A 15968-nucleotide genomic window follows, 5' to 3' on the forward strand; every position below is an offset into this window, starting at 1 on the left:
CATCCTCTCGATACTCGGCGCGCCCCCTCCCCTGCATCGTCACCCTGAACCCGGTTCAACATGACGGTTTGGGTGGAGGGGCGCGCGGTGCCCATTCGTTACTCCGCCGCTTCCAGCTTCGCGCAACCCTTGGGCATGCGCTGGGCTTCCACTTGCGCTTCGGTCAGTTCGATCGCCATCGGCTTGATGCCAAGACGCGCGAACATCGCAGCGTCGCTGTCATCGCCCGCGTTCGGCGCAGTCAGCAACTGGTCGCCGGTGAAGATCGAGTTGGCGCCGGCCATGAAGCACATCGCCTGCGTCATTTCCGACATCGACTCGCGGCCCGCCGAGAGGCGCACCATCGACAGCGGCATGGTGATGCGCGCGACCGCGACAGTGCGCACGAATTCCACGTCGTCGATCTTGGCGAGCGGCGTATCGGCCAGCATGTCGCCCAGCACGGTGCCCTTCACCGGAACCAGTGCGTTGACCGGAACCGACTGCGGGTGATCCGGCAGGGTCGCCAGCGTATGGACGAAGCCCACGCGGTCGGCGCGTGTCTCGCCCATGCCAACGATGCCGCCGGAGCAGACGTTGATGCCCGCCATGCGCACGTTCGACAGCGTATCGAGACGATCATCCATCGTGCGCGTGGTGATCACCTGGTCATAACGTTCGGGCGAGGTGTCGATGTTGTGGTTGTAGTAGTCGAGGCCAGCTTCGGAGAGCATGTCCGCCTGCTGCGGCGTCAGCATGCCCAGCGTCATGCAGGTTTCCATGCCCATGGCGCGCACGCCCTGCACCATCTCGATGATGGCGGGCATGTCGCGGTCCTTCGGGTTGCGCCAGGCGGCGCCCATGCAGAAGCGGGTGGAGCCCTGATCGGCCGCCTGCGCCGCACGCTGGAGCACCTGCTGCACTTCCATCAGCTTGGTCGCCTTGACCCCGCTGTTCGCCGAAACCGACTGCGAGCAATAGCCGCAGTCTTCCACGCAGCCGCCGGTCTTGATCGAAAGCAGCGTGGAAAGCTGCACTTCGTTGTGCGGATGGCTGGCGCGATGGACTTCGGCTGCGCGGAATACCAGTTCGGTGAACGGCAGGTCGAACAGCGCCGCGATTTCCTCGCGGGTCCAGTCAGTGCGAGCCAAGGGTTGGGGGCTGACGGCGGGGGTCTCAGTCATAGTCATTCCTCAGGCGGTGCGCGCGGGATGACGCGCGGCCAAACCCCGGTCATAGGGGCAAGCGCGGCGTCGATCCAGCGTGGCCATCCTTATTCCGCCGCTTCCAGCGAAGAACCGAGCGGCGGCATGTTATGGCCGAGCAGGCGCAGCACGTCGGCGGCGCATTCCACCACGTTGGAGCCGGGACCGTAGATGCCCTGAACGCCCGCACTCCGCAGGTATTCATAGTCCTGCGGCGGGATGACGCCGCCAGCGATCACCTTGATGTCGCTGCGACCAGCTTCGCGCAGTTTCTGGATCAGTTCGGGGATCAGCGTCTTGTGACCGGCCGCAAGGCTGGACGCGCCGACGACATCGACCGCACTGTCCAGCGCCAGCACCACGGTTTCCTCCGGCGTCTGGAACAGCGGACCCGACACGACGTCGAAGCCCATGTCCCCGAAGGCCGACGCGATCACGTTCGCGCCGCGATCATGGCCATCCTGCCCCATCTTGGCGACCAGCAGCTTGGGCTTGCGGCCAAGGCGACGCTCCACCGCAGCCACGCCATCCAGCACCTGCTGCCAGCGGCTGTCGCCCTCGTAAGGCGCGGCATAGACGCCCTTCACCGGGGTCGGCTGGGTGCCATAGCGCTGGAAGCTGTCTTCCATGGCCGAGCTGATCTCGCCCAGCGTGGCCCGGGCGCGGGCGCACTCGACGGCGAGCGCGAGCAGGTTGTTTTCGATGCTGGCGGGCGCGGCGGCACCATCGCGCAGAGCCTTGAGCGCGGCCTGACACTTGGCCTCGTCGCGATCCGCCTTCATCTTGTTGATGCGGGCGATCTGGCCTTCGCGGACCTTGGCGTTGTCGACTTCCAGCGTCTCCAGCAGGTCTTCGCTGGCAAGACGGTACTTGTTGACGCCGACGATCACGTCGTCACCCCGGTCCACGCGGGCCTGACGGGCGGCGGCGGCGGTCTCGATCATTGCCTTGGGCCAGCCGGCGGCGACGGCCTTGGCCATGCCGCCCTCTGCCTGAACGCGCTCGATGATTTCCCAGGCCTGATCGACCAGCTGTTGCGTCAGCGATTCGATGTAGTAGGACCCACCCAGCGGATCGACGACATTGCACATGCCGGTCTCCTCCTGGATGATGATCTGGGTATTACGGGCGATGCGGGCCGAGAAGTCGGTCGGCAGCGCGATCGCTTCGTCCAGCGCGTTGGTGTGCAGCGACTGGGTGCCGCCCAGCATCGATGCCATCGCCTCGATCGTGGTGCGGATGACGTTGTTGTAGGGGTCCTGCTCCTGCAAGCTCACGCCCGAAGTCTGGCAGTGCGTGCGCAGCATCTTCGAGCGCTCGTCCTTGGCGCCAAGCTCCGTCATCACCCGGTGCCACAGCACGCGCGCGGCGCGCAGCTTGGCCACTTCCATGAAGAAGTTCATGCCGATGGCGAAGAAGAACGAGAGGCGGCCCGCGAACTTGTCGATATCGAGGCCCGAGGCCACGCCGTACTTCACGTATTCCGCGCCGTCGGCGATGGTGAAGGCCAGTTCCTGCACCTGCGTCGCCCCGGCTTCCTGCATGTGATAGCCGGAAATCGAGATCGAGTTGAACTTCGGCATCTCGCGGCTGGTGTAGCCGAAGATGTCCGAGATGATCCGCATCGAAGGCTCGGGCGGGTAGATGTAGGTGTTGCGGACCATGAACTCCTTGAGGATGTCGTTCTGGATGGTCCCGTCGAGCAGCTTGCGGTCGACGCCCTGCTCCTCGCCCGCCACGATGAAGAAGGCGAGGATCGGGATCACCGCGCCGTTCATGGTCATGGAGACCGACATCTTGTCGAGCGGAATGCCGTCGAACAGGATCTTCATGTCCTCGACGGAATCGATGGCGACGCCCGCCTTGCCCACGTCACCCACCACGCGCGGATGGTCGCTGTCGTAGCCGCGATGGGTGGCAAGGTCGAAGGCGACCGAAAGGCCCTTCTGCCCCGCCGCGAGGTTGCGGCGATAGAAGGCGTTCGATTCCTCAGCAGTCGAGAAGCCCGCGTACTGGCGAATGGTCCACGGACGGCCGGCATACATCGAGGCGCGCACGCCGCGCGTGAACGGCGCGAAGCCGGGAAGGCCGGGATCGACGGTCACGTCCTCTGCGGTGTAAAGCGGCTTTACCGCAATACCCTCGGGCGTGTCCCAGGTCAGGTCCTTGCCCTTGACCTCCTTGTCGGCGGCCGCCTTCCAGTCGTTGATGTCTGCCATGTTCCGCATCCCTTCCGGCCGCTCCCATTATGGCGGGCCGCAATCTATTCTCAGTGAGCGCCCTTGGGCGTTTCCATGATCTCGGTGAGCTGACCGCCCATGTCCTTGGGGTGGACGAAGAAGATCAGCGTCCCATGCGCACCCACGCGCGGCTCACCCAGCACGCGCTTGCCGAGGCCTTCGAACCAGGCCTTGGCCGCGTGAATGTCCGGCACTTCGTAACAGATATGGTGCTGGCCCCCGAGCGGGTTCTTCTCCAGCCACTTGCCCACGGCCGAGTCTGCCGCAGTCGGCTGGAGCAGCTCGATCTGCGTGCCTGCCGTACCATCTTCACCCGGCGTGTTGACGAAGCAGACGCGCACTTGCTGGCTTTCCAGCACGAACGGCTCGGTAATGTCGGTGGCACCCATCACGTCGCGGTAGTGTGCAATCGAGGCGTCGAGATCGGGCGTGGCAACGCCGATGTGGTTGAGGCGGCCCAGCTTCACGCCACGTTCTCCAGTACCAGAGCGATGCCCTGCCCGCCGCCGATGCACATGGTGACGAGGCCGTACTTCCCGCCGGTGCGCTTCAGCTCGTACATGCACTTGATCGCGAGCATCGTGCCGGTGGCGCCCACCGGATGGCCGATAGAGACGCCTGAACCGTTCGGGTTTACCTTCTCCGGATCGAAGCCGAGCACCTTGGAAACGGCAGCGGCCTGCGCGGCGAACGCCTCGTTGCTCTCGATCACGTCGATCTGGTCGAGCGAAAGGCCCGCGCGCTTCAGGGCCACCGGAACCGCCTTGATCGGGCCTTCGCCCATATAGGCAGGCTCGACACCGGCATGGCCCCAGGCGACGATCTTCGCCATCGGCTTGAGGCCGCGCTTCTCGACCTCCGAAGCGGTGGCCAGCACCACGGCGGCAGCACCGTCGTTGATGCCCGATGCATTGCCTGCCGTGACCGCGCCGTCCTTCTTGAAGGCAGGCTTCATGCTCGCCAGCGTCTCCGCGGTGGTGTCGGCCCGGACATGCTCGTCGGTATCGAAGACGGTTACGCCCTTGCGGGTCTTCACTTCGATGGGAAGGATCTGGTCCTTGAAGCGGCCTTCCGCGATGGCCTTGGCAGCACGCTGGTGGCTGGTCGCGGAAAGCGCGTCCATATCCTCACGGGTCACGCAGTGGCGCTCGGCCACGTTCTCGGCGGTGATGCCCATGTGGTAGCCGCCGATGGCGTCCGACAGGCCGACGGTCAGCGCGTCTTCCTGCGTATTCGCGCCCATCTTCTTGCCCCAGCGCACGCCGTGGTCGTGATAGGGCACATTCGACATCGATTCCGCGCCGCCGGCGACAGTGATCCCCGCCTCGCCCAGCTTCATCATCTGCGCGGCCGAGACGATCGCCTGCACGCCCGATCCGCAGAGGCGGTTGAGCGTCATCGAAGGCACTTCGAAGGGCACCCCGGCACTGATGCCGATCACGCGGCTAAGCATCTCGTCCTTGCCGCTGGTGGGCATGACCTGGCCGATGACGATATGGCCGACGTCTTCGGGAGCAACGCCCGCGCGGGCCAGTGCCTCGGTCACGACCTTGCCGCCAAGGTCGGACGGCATGAACGACTTCAGCGAACCGCCGAAGTCACCGACTGCCGTGCGCACGCCGCTGACGATGTAGATGTCTTCCATTGCCTGTTCCCAATCTGGTTGTTCGATGCGTGCCGTCTTTCGCGGCATGGAGGGGATCGCGGAACTCTCAAAAAGGAGGTGTTCCGCAATCCCGGGACGCCATCACAGCGGAATGTTGTCGTGCTTCTTCCAGGGGTTTTCGAGGCTCTTGGTCCGCAGCTTGCGAAGCCCCAGCGCAATGCGCTTGCGGGTCGAGTGCGGGTAGATCACCTCGTCGATGTAGCCCCGGCTCGCCGCCACAAAGGGATTGGCGAAGCGGTCTTCGTATTCCTTGGTCTTTTCGGCGATGCCCTCGGGCGAAAGGCCGCGGAAGATGATCTCCACTGCGCCCTTGGCACCCATCACCGCGATCTCGGCGGTGGGCCAGGCGTAGTTGAGGTCGCCGCGCAGGTGCTTGGACGCCATGACGTCGTAAGCGCCGCCATAGGCCTTGCGGGTGATCACGGTGATCTTCGGCACAGTCGCCTCGGCATAAGCGAACAGGAGCTTGGCCCCGTGCTTGATGATGCCGTTGTGCTCCTGATCGGTGCCCGGCAGGAAACCCGGAACGTCCACGAAAGTGATGATCGGGATGTTGAAGGCATCGCAGAAGCGCACGAAACGCGCGGCCTTCTTGGACGAGTTGATGTCCAGCACGCCCGCCAGCACCATCGGCTGGTTGGCGACGACGCCCACGGTCTTGCCCTCGATCCGGCCGAAGCCGACGATGATGTTCCCGGCATGCAGCGGCTGAACCTCGAAGAAGTCGCCCTCGTCGAGCGTCTTCTTGATCACCTCATGCATGTCGTAAGGCTGGTTGGCCGACGGCGGGATCACGGTGTCGAGGCTTTCCTCGGCACGGTCCCAGGGATCGGCGCAAGGACGCTCGGGCACTTCCTCACGGTTGTTGAGCGGCAGGAAGTCGAAGAAATCGCGCGCCGCCAGCAGCGCCTCGATATCGTTTTCCAGCGCCAGGTCGGACACCGAAGTCTTGCTGGAATGGGTGATCGCGCCGCCCAGTTCTTCCTGCGTGACAACCTCGTTGGTGACGGTCTTCACCACGTCCGGCCCGGTGACGAACATGTAGGAGCTGTCCTTCACCATGAAGATGAAGTCCGTCATGGCGGGAGAGTAGACCGCGCCGCCCGCACAGGGCCCCATGATCAGCGAAAGCTGCGGCACCACGCCCGAGGCGAGCACGTTGCGCTGGAACACTTCGGCATAGCCGCCAAGCGAAGCCACGCCTTCCTGAATGCGAGCGCCGCCAGAGTCGTTGAGGCCGATCACCGGCGCGCCGACCTTCATCGCGTTGTCCATCAGCTTGCAGATCTTCTGCGCGTGACGGTGCGACAGCGAGCCGCCGAACACGGTGAAGTCCTGGCTGAACACGAAGACGAGGCGCCCGTTGATGGTGCCGGATCCCGTGACGACGCCGTCGCCGGGGATGCGCTGGCTCTCCATGCCGAAGTCGGTGCAGTCATGTTCGACGTAGAGGTCGAATTCCTCGAAGCTGCCTTCGTCCAGCAGGATGTCGAGGCGCTCCCGCGCGGTCAGCTTGCCCTTGGCATGCTGCGCGGCGATGCGCTTCTCACCGCCACCCAGCTTTGCTGCGGCGCGGCGCTTCTCCATTTCGGCGATATTGGCGGACATCCGGGTTCCCTTGGAAAGTGACCTTGACGGCACGAATTATTGCCTCTGCTAGGCAGTTCCAGGGGGCAAGGTCAATAGATTTAATTGATCGGTTAAATGACAAAAGTGGCAGGTTCGTACCGATTTCGCCCCGCCGATGTGTTTGAGCAGCGTTAGATCGCCTCCGCGCAATCATCGGCTCACGCAAAAAGGCGCCGCGACCGAATGAACGGTCACGGCGCCGGACGATTGCCAAGGCGCGCAGCCTTATTTCATGAGCACGAGCTCTTCCGACATCGTCGGGTGCACCGCAACGGTGGCGTCGAAATCGGCCTTGGTCAGACCCGCCTTCACCGCAATGGCAGCGGCCTGGATGATCTCCGGGGCTTCCGGGCCGATCATGTGCAGGCCCAGCAAACGGCCGGTATGGGCTTCGCAGACCATCTTGTAGAGCGAGCGCTCATTGCGATGGGCGACGACGTTCTTCATCGGCCGGAAGTCGCTCGTGTAGATCTGCACCTCGCCATACTGCTGGCGCGCCTGCGCTTCGGTCAGGCCCACCGCACCGATCGGCGGATGGCTGAACACGGCCGAGGGGATGCAGGAGTAGTCCACCGTCGTCGGCTTGTCGCCGAACACGGTATCCGCAAACGCATGGCCCTCGCGGATCGCCACCGGGGTCAGTTGCACGCGATTCGTCACGTCGCCCACGGCGTAGATGTGATCGATATTGGTCTTCGAATAGTCGTCGACCAGAATCGCGTTCTTGTCGTCCAGTTCGACGCCGACGTTCTCCAGCCCCAGCCCTTCGACATTGGGCACGCGGCCGGTAGCGAACATCACGCAGTCGACTTCGAGCGGCTCATGATTGGTCATAGAGACCGTCAGCGAACCGTCGGCATTCTTCTCGATGCCCCGGAAGTCGGCATTGAAGCGGAAGTCGATGCCCTTGGCGATCGAGATCTGGAGCAGGCGGTCGCGCAGCTGCTCGTCATAACCGCGCAGCAGCTGGTCCGAACGGTTGATCAACGTCACCTTGGCGCCGAATTCGTTGAAGATGCCCGCGAACTCGTTGGCGATGTAGCCGGCGCCGGCGATCAGGATGCGCTTGGGGATCGCGTCAAGGTGGAACGCCTCGTTCGAGGTGATGCCCAGTTCGTGGCCCGGGCAGGACGGGATCAGCGGGCGGGCGCCGGTGGCGATCAGGATCACCTTCGCCGTTTTCTTCTCCCCGCCAGACAGGGTGATCTCGTGCGGGCCGGTGATGGTGGCGCGCTCGTGGAAGATCTCGACCTTGTTGTTCGAGAGCGTCTGTGTGTAGAGGCCGTTCAGCCGATCGACGTCGCCCAGCACGTTGTCGCGCAGCTTGACCCAGTCGAACTTCGCCTCGGGAATGTCCCAGCCGAACTGCTTCGCGTCCTCCAGGTCCTCTGCGAAATGCGCGCCGTAGACGAGCATCTTCTTGGGCACGCAGCCGCGGATCACGCACGTGCCGCCGACCCGGTACTCCTCGGCCACCGCCACGCGCGCGCCGTGCGCCGCCGCGATCCGGCTGGCGCGCACGCCGCCCGATCCTGCGCCGATGGTGAAGAGGTCGTAGTCGAATTCTGACATGCACTTGCTCCTGCTGCGCCGGCCTGCATCCCGGGCACCGCGCATATGGGGCAGGTCGACGCCGATTGCCAACGGCTGTTTTGCCTTACTCCTATCCGCTTTTCCTGAAGCCCGGGCGCGCGGAAAGTTCTCCTTTACCGGTTCCAAGAAACGGACCGCCCGAACGGACGCCCCGCTGGCCGCAAAATAATTGTCAACCAAAACAGTTGAGTTTATAGGAGTCGCATCATCTGCCGCTCCCTACAGGACAGCCTGCGCCCGGCAGCCCCCAAAACTCCCCGGAAACCCTTCAGTCGGGAGAAGAGAGAATGGCAAAATCCAACCTTGAGCCCGCAGCACCGGCACAAGAACCGCTCGTGCTGCTCATTCCCGGACTCGACGGCAGCGGCCCAGGCCACTGGCAGCGCCGCTGGGCCGAAGAGCTCGACAATGCCCAGATGGTCGACCTCGGCCTATGGGAAAAACCGCATCGCAACACCTGGATCAACCGCCTGAACCATTCGGTCCAGCGCGCCGGACGTCCGGTCATATTGGTGGCGCATAGCCTGGGCTGCCTGCTGACGGCCTGGTGGGCGAAGTTCGAGCAGCCGGGCGCCGCGTCTCCGGTGGTCGGCGCGCTTCTCGTCGCACCGCCGGAAGTGGACTTCTTCCCGCGTGACGACCGGCTCAACGGCTTCGCCCCCACGCCGAGCGACGCGCTGCCCTTCCCCTCGATCCTGGTGGCCAGCCGCAACGATCCGTGGATCGGCTTCCCGACCGCGCGCCTGCTGGCCCGCCAGTGGGGCAGCCAGTTCGTGGATGCGGGCGAGGCCGGCCATATCAATGCGGATTCGAAGATCGGCAGCTGGGAAGACGGCAAGCGACTGCTGCGTCAGCTCACCGGAGCCGCGCCTGCCGAAAGCGCGCGTCGTCCGTTCCCGGCGGACTGGTCGGACAGTCTCGAATACCGATCCTGACGGGGATCGACCTCCAGCGAAACCCCGCAAGGAGCCGGGGCAGGTCCAAACGGCCTGCCCCGGCTTTTATCGTCAGGCGATGCCGGAAAGCTTCAGCAGCGCTTCGGTCGAAGGGTCGAACGTGGTGCCGCCCTTCTCGATCTGCTTGGCGATTTCCTTGCCCAGTTCGACGCCGAACTGGTCGAAGGGGTTGATCTCCATCAGCACGGCATTGGCAAACGTGCGGTGCTCGTGGAAGGCGATCAGCGCGCCGAAGGTCGCGGGCGAGACTTCGTCGAGCAGGATCGTCGCCGAAGGACGGTCGCCCGAATAAGCGCGCGCGGGATCTTCGCTGGCCTTGCCCGCCATTAGCGCGGCGCCCTGCGCGAAGCAGTTCGACAGCAGGATGCGGTGATGCGCGGGGTTGAGATCGTCGCCCGGCGCGATCGCGGCGATGAAGTCCACCGGCACGAGGTTGGTGCCCTGGTGCAGCAGCTGGAATACCGCATGCTGGGCATCGGTGCCGACGCCGCCCCAGGTGATCGGCGCCGTCGGGCCGTCCACCGGCGAACCATCGTACTTCACGCTCTTGCCGTTCGATTCCATCTCGAGCTGCTGGAGATAGTCCGGCAGCAGCGCGAGGCGTTCGTCATAGGCGAAGACCGCGCGGGTCTGGCAGCCGCGCAGGCGAGTGTAATACTGGTCGGCAAAGGCCGCGCGCAGCGGCAGGTTGGCAAGGCCGTCGGTATCGCGGAAGTGGATGTCCATCGCCGCCGCACCGTCGAGGAACTCGGCGAAGTCCGGCCAGCCGAGCGCCATGGCGACCGGGAAACCGATCGACGACCACAGCGAGTAACGACCGCCCACGCTTTCCGAGAACGGCAGGATGCGCGTCTCGTCCACGCCCCATTCGACGGCATTGTCCGGAGCAGCGGTCAGCGCGACCACGCGGCCGTAAGGGTCCTCGACGCCATGCTCGCGCATCCACGCAAGGACGCTTTCGGCATTGGTCATCGTCTCGATGGTGGTGAACGTCTTGGAAGCGACCGCGAGCATCGTCGTCGCCGGATCGCACTTGGCGAAGGCCGCTTCCAGAGCGCAACCGTCGATGTTGGAGACGACATGGACGTCCACCATCGCACCTTCGCGCGCCAGGGCATCGATCGCCAGCGCCGGGCCGAGCGCCGAACCGCCGATGCCGACATGGATCAGGTGCTTCACTTCGCCCATCGCGCCGCGATGGATGGCCTCGACGATGGCGGCCATGCGGGCGTGGAACTCGTGGGCGAGCACCACGCTATCCTCGTTGCCGACACCGCGCTGGGCGGTGTGCTCGGCGGCGCGGCCCTCGGTCGGATTGACGACCTCGCCCGCGAAGAGCGCGGCGCGGCGCCCTGCGAAGTCGGTGGCCACGGCAAGTTCCTCGAAGGCGGCGATATGCGCGGCATCGAGGTGAGTCTTCGACCAGTCGAACCGGATCGCGCCGGGGCTCGTCTCGTCACCCAGCTCCAGCCGTGTGGCGAGCAGGTCGAGACGGGCCGGGTCGGCGTCGAAAAGTTCGGCAAGCGTCGGTTTGGGCAATCCTTTCAGCTTGTTCCACACCGCTTCGCTCATGCCATGGTTCCTTTGTTCAGGTTGGGGGCAGCCTTATGCATAGCAGGCGGCCCAAGGCCAAGTGCCATTCTCGCGCAAATGTCTACACACGTTGCTCGACGAAAACATGACGTTTTTGGTCGATAGCGGTACATCTTGCCCCCGTATCTCCCTTGACGGATGGCCCCGCGCACAACAAGGGTTCGAGCCATGAGCGACATCGAAACCGCGACTTCCGGCCCCACTCCCGAAACATCCGCAGCGCCGCCTTCGGGCGCAGGCGGCGAGCCTGCAAGGAAGGACGCCAAGAAGGATGAGGGCTTCTTCTCCTTCCTGCTCTGGCTGGTGCTGGGCGTGGTGGTGCTGCGCAGCTTCATCATCTCGCCTTTCAACATCCCCAGCGAGTCGATGCTGCCGCGCCTGCTGAACGGAGACTACCTGTTCGCCTCGAAATGGTCCTACGGCTATTCGAAGTACTCGCTGCCCTTCAGCCTGCCGCTGATTCCGGGGCGCGTGTTCGCCAGCCAGCCCGCGCGCGGCGACGTGGTGATCTTCAAGGCCCCTCCGGGCAACGACGTGGACTACATCAAGCGCGTCATCGGCCTTCCCGGCGATGAAGTGCAGGTGAAGGCCGGCCAGGTGTTCCTGAACGGCAAGGCCGTGCCGCGCGTCAAGCAGCCCGATTTCGTGCTGCCGGTGACGGCCAACACCCATTGCTACGCGCCCGAATTCGAAGGCAAGGATGCCGAAGGCGGCCCGGTCTGCAACTACCCGCAGTTCCGCGAGACCCTGCCGAACGGCAAGAGCTACAACGTGCTCGACCTCGGCCAGACCCCGCAGGACGACACCGGCGTCTACATCGTCCCCGAAGGCCACATGTTCCTGATGGGCGACAACCGCGACAACTCGCTCGACAGCCGCTTCCCGGCGATCGAGGGCCAGGGCATCGGCATCGTCCCGCAGGACAACCTGGTGGGCAAGGCCGCCATCATGATGTTCTCCACCGACGGCGATGCCGAATGGCTCAAGCCGTGGACCTGGTTCACCGCCGCCCGCTGGAGCCGGATCGGGAGCGTGATCTGAGTGCTTGAAGCAAACGACCGCACCTTCCTCGCCGAAATCTCGGGCACCGTGCCCGCCGACGAAGCACTCTGGCTGTCCGCCCTCACCCACGGCAGCACCGGCGAGAAACGCAATTACGAACGACTGGAATTCCTCGGCGATCGGGTCCTCGGGCTCTCGGTCGCCGAATGGCTTTTCGAAAACAGCGAGGAAGCGGAAGGCCGCCTTTCGCAGCGTCTCAACGCGCTCGTCAGCCGCCAGACCTGTGCTGAAGTCGCGCGCCGGATCGGCCTCGGTCCGCACATGCGCCTCGGCAAGCAGGCCCGCGACGACGGCGGGCTGGACAGCGACAATATCCTGGGCGACGTGATGGAAGCGCTGATCGGCGCCTGCTTCACCGAACGCGGCTTCGAAGCCGCGCGCCAGATGGTCCGCAAGCTCTGGGCGGAACCGATGCAGGGCAAGGCGGGCAAGCGCAAGCACCCCAAGTCGGCGCTGCAGGAATGGGCCGCCGGCAACCGTCGCCGCATGCCGGAATACAAGCTGGTCGAGCGTTCCGGCCCCGATCATGCCTCGCAGTTCACTGTCGAGGTCGCTATCTATAATGTCGGCGCCGCGCGTGCCACGGCCCATTCCAAGCAGGATGCCGAAACCCGCGCCGCCGAGGAATTCATGAGGAAATTCGGATGACCGAACATTGCGGTCTAGTAGCTGTCATCGGTGCCCCCAACGCGGGCAAGTCCACGCTCGTCAACGCCCTGGTCGGCCAGAAAGTGGCGATCACCTCGGCCAAGGCCCAGACCACGCGTGCGCGCCTGATGGGCATCGCCCTGCTCGATGAGACACAGATCATCCTGGCCGACACCCCCGGCATCTTCGAGCCGAAGCGCCGTCTCGACCGCGCGATGGTCGCCGCCGCCTGGGAAGGCGCGCAGGAAGCCGACGCCGTGCTGCTGGTGGTCGACCCGATCAAGAAGCGCCGCCACGAGCTTGAGCCCTTGCTCGAAGCGCTGGCCTCGCGCCCGGAACGCAAGATCCTGGTCATCAACAAGGTCGATGCCGGCGCGAAGGAACCGCTGCTGGTGCTGGCGCAGGAATTGACCGGCAAGGTCCAGTTCGACGAGGTGTTCTTCGTCTCGGCCCTCACCGCCGACGGCGTGCCCGAACTCAAGGCCCACCTCGCCGGGCTGATGCCGGAAGGTCCGTGGCACTATCCCGAGGACCAGGTTTCCGACGCCAGCGAGCGCCTGCTCGCCTGCGAGATCACTCGCGAGCAGCTCTACCGCCAGCTCCACGAGGAGCTGCCCTACGACGCCGCCGTGCGCCCCGAGGCTTACGAGCAGCGCAAGGACGGCTCGGTGGAGATCCGCCAGCAGATCGTCGTCACCCGCGACAACCAGCGCGCCATCGTGCTGGGCAAGGGCGGCTCCAAGATCAAGGCGATCGGCGAAGCCGCGCGCAAGGAACTGGCCGAAGTGCTCGGCCAGAAGGTCCATCTGTTCCTCCACGTGAAGGTCGAGGAAAACTGGGCCGACGCGCGCGACATCTACGAAGAGATCGGGCTGGACTGGGTCAAGTAATGACGCGCCTACCGTCGATGACGGCCGCGCGAGCGGCCATGCTTCTTGGCGCCCTTCTCGGTGGCTCCGCCGCGTCCTCGATCGCGCGGGCCGCGGAGAGCGAACAGGTCGCCGCCGTCGAGGAAAGCCTTGCCGGGCAGCGCTATGTCGCGATCGGCTCGTCCTTCGCGGCCGGTCCGATGCTGCCGCCCGCCAAGGGCGGCGCCCCCGCCCGCTGCGGCCAAAGCATGAACAATTACCCGACGCTGCTTGCCGAGCGCTTCGGGATGATCCTCACCGACCGTTCCTGCTCGGGCGCGACGACGAACAACGTGCTTGGCCCCTGGGGCGACATCCCGCCGCAGATCAACGCTGTCACCCCGCAGACGCGGCTGGTGACGGTGACGATCGGCGGCAACGACCTTAACTACATCGGCAATCTCTTCACCGCGACCTGCATCCAGCGCGCCAAGCAATTGCCGCATGGCGCCAAGCGGCCGTCCTGCGGCACGGTGAAAGTCCCCACCGAAGTCGAGTATGCGCGCGACGAGATGCAGATGATGGAGATCGCCCGGCGCATCCGCACCGTGGCACCGCGCGCGCGGCTGGTCTTCGTGCAATACCTGACCCCGCTGCCGCAGCCCGGCGGCCTCTGCCCGGCCACGCCGGTCAGCGAGGAACACGCGGCCATCACCCGCCGCATCGGCCAGCGCCTTTCCGAGATCACCGGCCGCGTGGCCCAGACCTACGGCGCCATCGTCGTCGAGATGAACCAGTCCTCGGCCGCCCATACGCCCTGCGACACGCTGCCCTGGATGATCGGCTCGCCCGAAGGCTATGACGGCAGCCAGGGGCTTCAGTGGCACCTCAACTTCGCCGGGATGCAGGCGACCGCCAACGACATCGGCTGGTGGCTGACCCGCGCGGGCGTGAAGCAGGCCAAGCCGGTCCTTCCCGTCCAGCCGCAGTCGATTCCTTCCGGCACGCCGACGATCGTGGTGCCGCCCGCGGTTCCCGGCACGACGCCCAAGGCCGTACCCTCGCCCACCCCTACGTCAACGGCGACACCCGCTTCCGGCGCCGGTCGGCCCAGACGCTAGTTGCCCGCCCGTCGCCAGCGCGCAAAGCTGGCGACGGCGGCAATCCCAGCCAGTCCGGCAGCCACCAGCATCGGGACCGGGCCTTGTCCGGTTCCGAGCGACAACATCGTCCCGATCATCGCCGCGCCGAGCGTCTGGCCGAACAGGCGCCCGGTCGCGAGTAGGCCGCCCGCTGCTGCCGCCCGCTCACGCGGCGCATTGCTGACGATCATCCGGGCATTGGGCGAGAAGAACAGCGCAAACCCGAAAGCGGCAACGACAAGCCGCCAGGCGATCGCCAACGCTCCGGCATGATCGGGCAGGAAAGCCAGCAACACCAGTCCGGCAACCGCGACACCCATGCCGACAAGCCCCATGATCGAAGGCGAGGCATGGTCGGAGAGCCAACCTGCCGCCGGAGCGACGACCAGCATCGTCAGCGGGAACGGCAGGACCAGCAGGCCGACGTTCTCGACGCTGTAGCCCATGCCCTGCTCCAGCCGGAACGGCAGCGCGACGATCAGCGCCGCCGAGGCGATGAACCCTGCTATCGCCGCAACCGTCGAGAGGCCAATGGCCGGCTGAGCCAGCAAGTCGACGGGGAAGACCGGGTTCGCCTTGCGCCGCTCGCGCCGGGCCAGCAGCAGCGCGGAGCCGATACCGGCCAATGCCGCCATCAGCCCCGGTTCCACCATGCCGCCATGCGCGGCCAGTTCCACACCGCCGATCAACAGGACGAAACTGATCGCGCTCCACAGGCCCGAAACCCAGTCGAACGGAGTATCGCCGCGCTCGGGATCCGGCAGGAACCGGCCGATCAGCAGGGAAACCAGCGCGAAGGGAACAGCGGCCACGAAGATCCAGTGCCAGTCGGCGTGGGCCACGATGAAGCCCCCGAGAACCGGTGCCAGTGCGTTGGAGGAAGCGACGATGACCGAATTGATGCCCAGTCCGCTGCCCAGCTTCGCCTTGGGATAGATCTGCCGGATCAGAGCCGTACCGACGCTCATCGCCATACCCGCGCCGAGTGCCTGACCCGCTCGGATCAGCAGCAACAAGGGCAGCGAACTCGCAAGGAACGAAAGTCCCGAGGCGACCATGAAGATCACCTGCCCGGCCTGATAGACCCGTCGCAGGCCCAGTCGCTCGCCGAGGTTGGCGAAAGGCAGCAGCGCCATGACCATGACGAGCTGATAGACCGTCACCACGTTGACGACCACGCCCTCCTCCACGGAGAGATCGCGCGCTATCGTCGGCAGCGCGACATTGGCGATCGTCCCATCCAGCACGAACAGCGCGGTGCCGAAGGAAATCGCCACGATCGCCCATAACCGTCGCGGCATCGGCAGCCCGGAATCCCCGAGGTCCGGACCATCCGCCGCGCGGCCGGAAACCGGCTCGCCATCGCTCATCCGCAGCATGTCACTCCAACGCTCGAGTTCGAAATCG

The 15968-nt window shown here is 65.3% G+C and carries 13 protein-coding genes; 5 read left to right on the forward strand and 8 right to left on the reverse strand.

What is annotated here, in order from left to right; all coding sequences use genetic code 11:
- Window positions 1-98: 98 nt before the first annotated feature.
- From bioB to gor, 6 genes are all read right to left on the reverse strand, one after another.
- The gene (gene bioB, locus V7066_RS08700) at window positions 99-1163 is read right to left on the reverse strand and encodes a biotin synthase BioB (RefSeq protein ID WP_334182662.1); all 1065 of its coding nucleotides are present in this window, start codon (window positions 1161-1163) and stop codon (window positions 99-101) included.
- An 89-nt stretch (window positions 1164-1252) separates the two neighbouring features.
- Window positions 1253-3403, reverse strand: a complete 2151-nt coding sequence (gene scpA / locus V7066_RS08705) for a methylmalonyl-CoA mutase (RefSeq protein WP_334182663.1) — start codon at window positions 3401-3403, stop codon at window positions 1253-1255.
- A gap of 50 nt (window positions 3404-3453) precedes the next feature.
- Window positions 3454-3891 carry a methylmalonyl-CoA epimerase gene (gene mce / locus V7066_RS08710; protein ID WP_334182664.1) on the reverse strand — a complete coding sequence of 146 codons (438 nt, stop codon included), beginning with the start codon at window positions 3889-3891 and terminating at the stop codon, window positions 3454-3456.
- Window positions 3888-5069 (reverse strand): beta-ketothiolase BktB, encoded by a 1182-nt coding sequence (bktB, locus tag V7066_RS08715; protein WP_334182665.1) that lies wholly within the window; start codon window positions 5067-5069, stop codon window positions 3888-3890. Before bktB ends, mce begins: the two co-directional genes overlap by 4 nt.
- Window positions 5070-5171: 102 nt before the next feature.
- A complete protein-coding gene (locus V7066_RS08720) occupies window positions 5172-6698 on the reverse strand; it encodes an acyl-CoA carboxylase subunit beta (RefSeq protein ID WP_334182666.1) in 1527 nt (508 codons plus the stop codon).
- A gap of 246 nt (window positions 6699-6944) precedes the next feature.
- Window positions 6945-8291 carry a glutathione-disulfide reductase gene (gene gor / locus V7066_RS08725; protein WP_334182667.1) on the reverse strand — a complete coding sequence of 449 codons (1347 nt, stop codon included), beginning with the start codon at window positions 8289-8291 and terminating at the stop codon, window positions 6945-6947.
- A 308-nt stretch (window positions 8292-8599) separates the two neighbouring features.
- Here gor and V7066_RS08730 point away from each other — a divergent pair, with 308 nt between their 5' ends.
- On the forward strand, window positions 8600-9247 hold the full coding sequence (locus V7066_RS08730; protein ID WP_334182668.1) for an RBBP9/YdeN family alpha/beta hydrolase: 648 nt from the start codon (window positions 8600-8602) through the stop codon (window positions 9245-9247).
- Between the two features lie 72 nt (window positions 9248-9319).
- On the opposite strand, the gene pgi is transcribed toward V7066_RS08730, so the two are convergent.
- A complete protein-coding gene (gene pgi / locus V7066_RS08735; protein WP_334182669.1) occupies window positions 9320-10840 on the reverse strand; it encodes a glucose-6-phosphate isomerase in 1521 nt (506 codons plus the stop codon).
- 189 nt (window positions 10841-11029) lie between these two features.
- Here pgi and lepB point away from each other — a divergent pair, with 189 nt between their 5' ends.
- From lepB to V7066_RS08755, 4 genes are read left to right on the forward strand one after another with little or no spacing between them, the layout of a single operon-like run.
- Window positions 11030-11902: a signal peptidase I gene (gene lepB, locus V7066_RS08740; RefSeq protein WP_334182670.1), complete on the forward strand. Its 873-nt coding sequence runs from the start codon at window positions 11030-11032 to the stop codon at window positions 11900-11902.
- Entirely contained in the window at window positions 11903-12571 is a 669-nt protein-coding gene (gene rnc / locus V7066_RS08745) for a ribonuclease III (RefSeq protein WP_334182671.1), read from the forward strand.
- Window positions 12568-13461, forward strand: a complete 894-nt coding sequence (gene era, locus V7066_RS08750) for a GTPase Era (RefSeq protein ID WP_334182672.1) — start codon at window positions 12568-12570, stop codon at window positions 13459-13461. The genes rnc and era overlap by 4 nt, the downstream gene beginning before the upstream one ends.
- Window positions 13461-14540 (forward strand): SGNH/GDSL hydrolase family protein, encoded by a 1080-nt coding sequence (locus V7066_RS08755; protein ID WP_334182673.1) that lies wholly within the window; start codon window positions 13461-13463, stop codon window positions 14538-14540. The genes era and V7066_RS08755 overlap by 1 nt, the downstream gene beginning before the upstream one ends.
- Here the strand turns inward: V7066_RS08755 and V7066_RS08760 are convergent.
- A complete protein-coding gene (locus V7066_RS08760) occupies window positions 14537-15940 on the reverse strand; it encodes an MFS transporter (protein ID WP_334182674.1) in 1404 nt (467 codons plus the stop codon). The genes V7066_RS08755 and V7066_RS08760 overlap by 4 nt on opposite strands.
- Between the last annotated feature and the right edge of the window lie 28 nt (window positions 15941-15968).

The sequence above is a fragment of the Novosphingobium sp. genome, from assembly GCF_036820275.1.
Taxonomy (GTDB): Bacteria; Pseudomonadota; Alphaproteobacteria; order Sphingomonadales; family Sphingomonadaceae; genus Novosphingobium.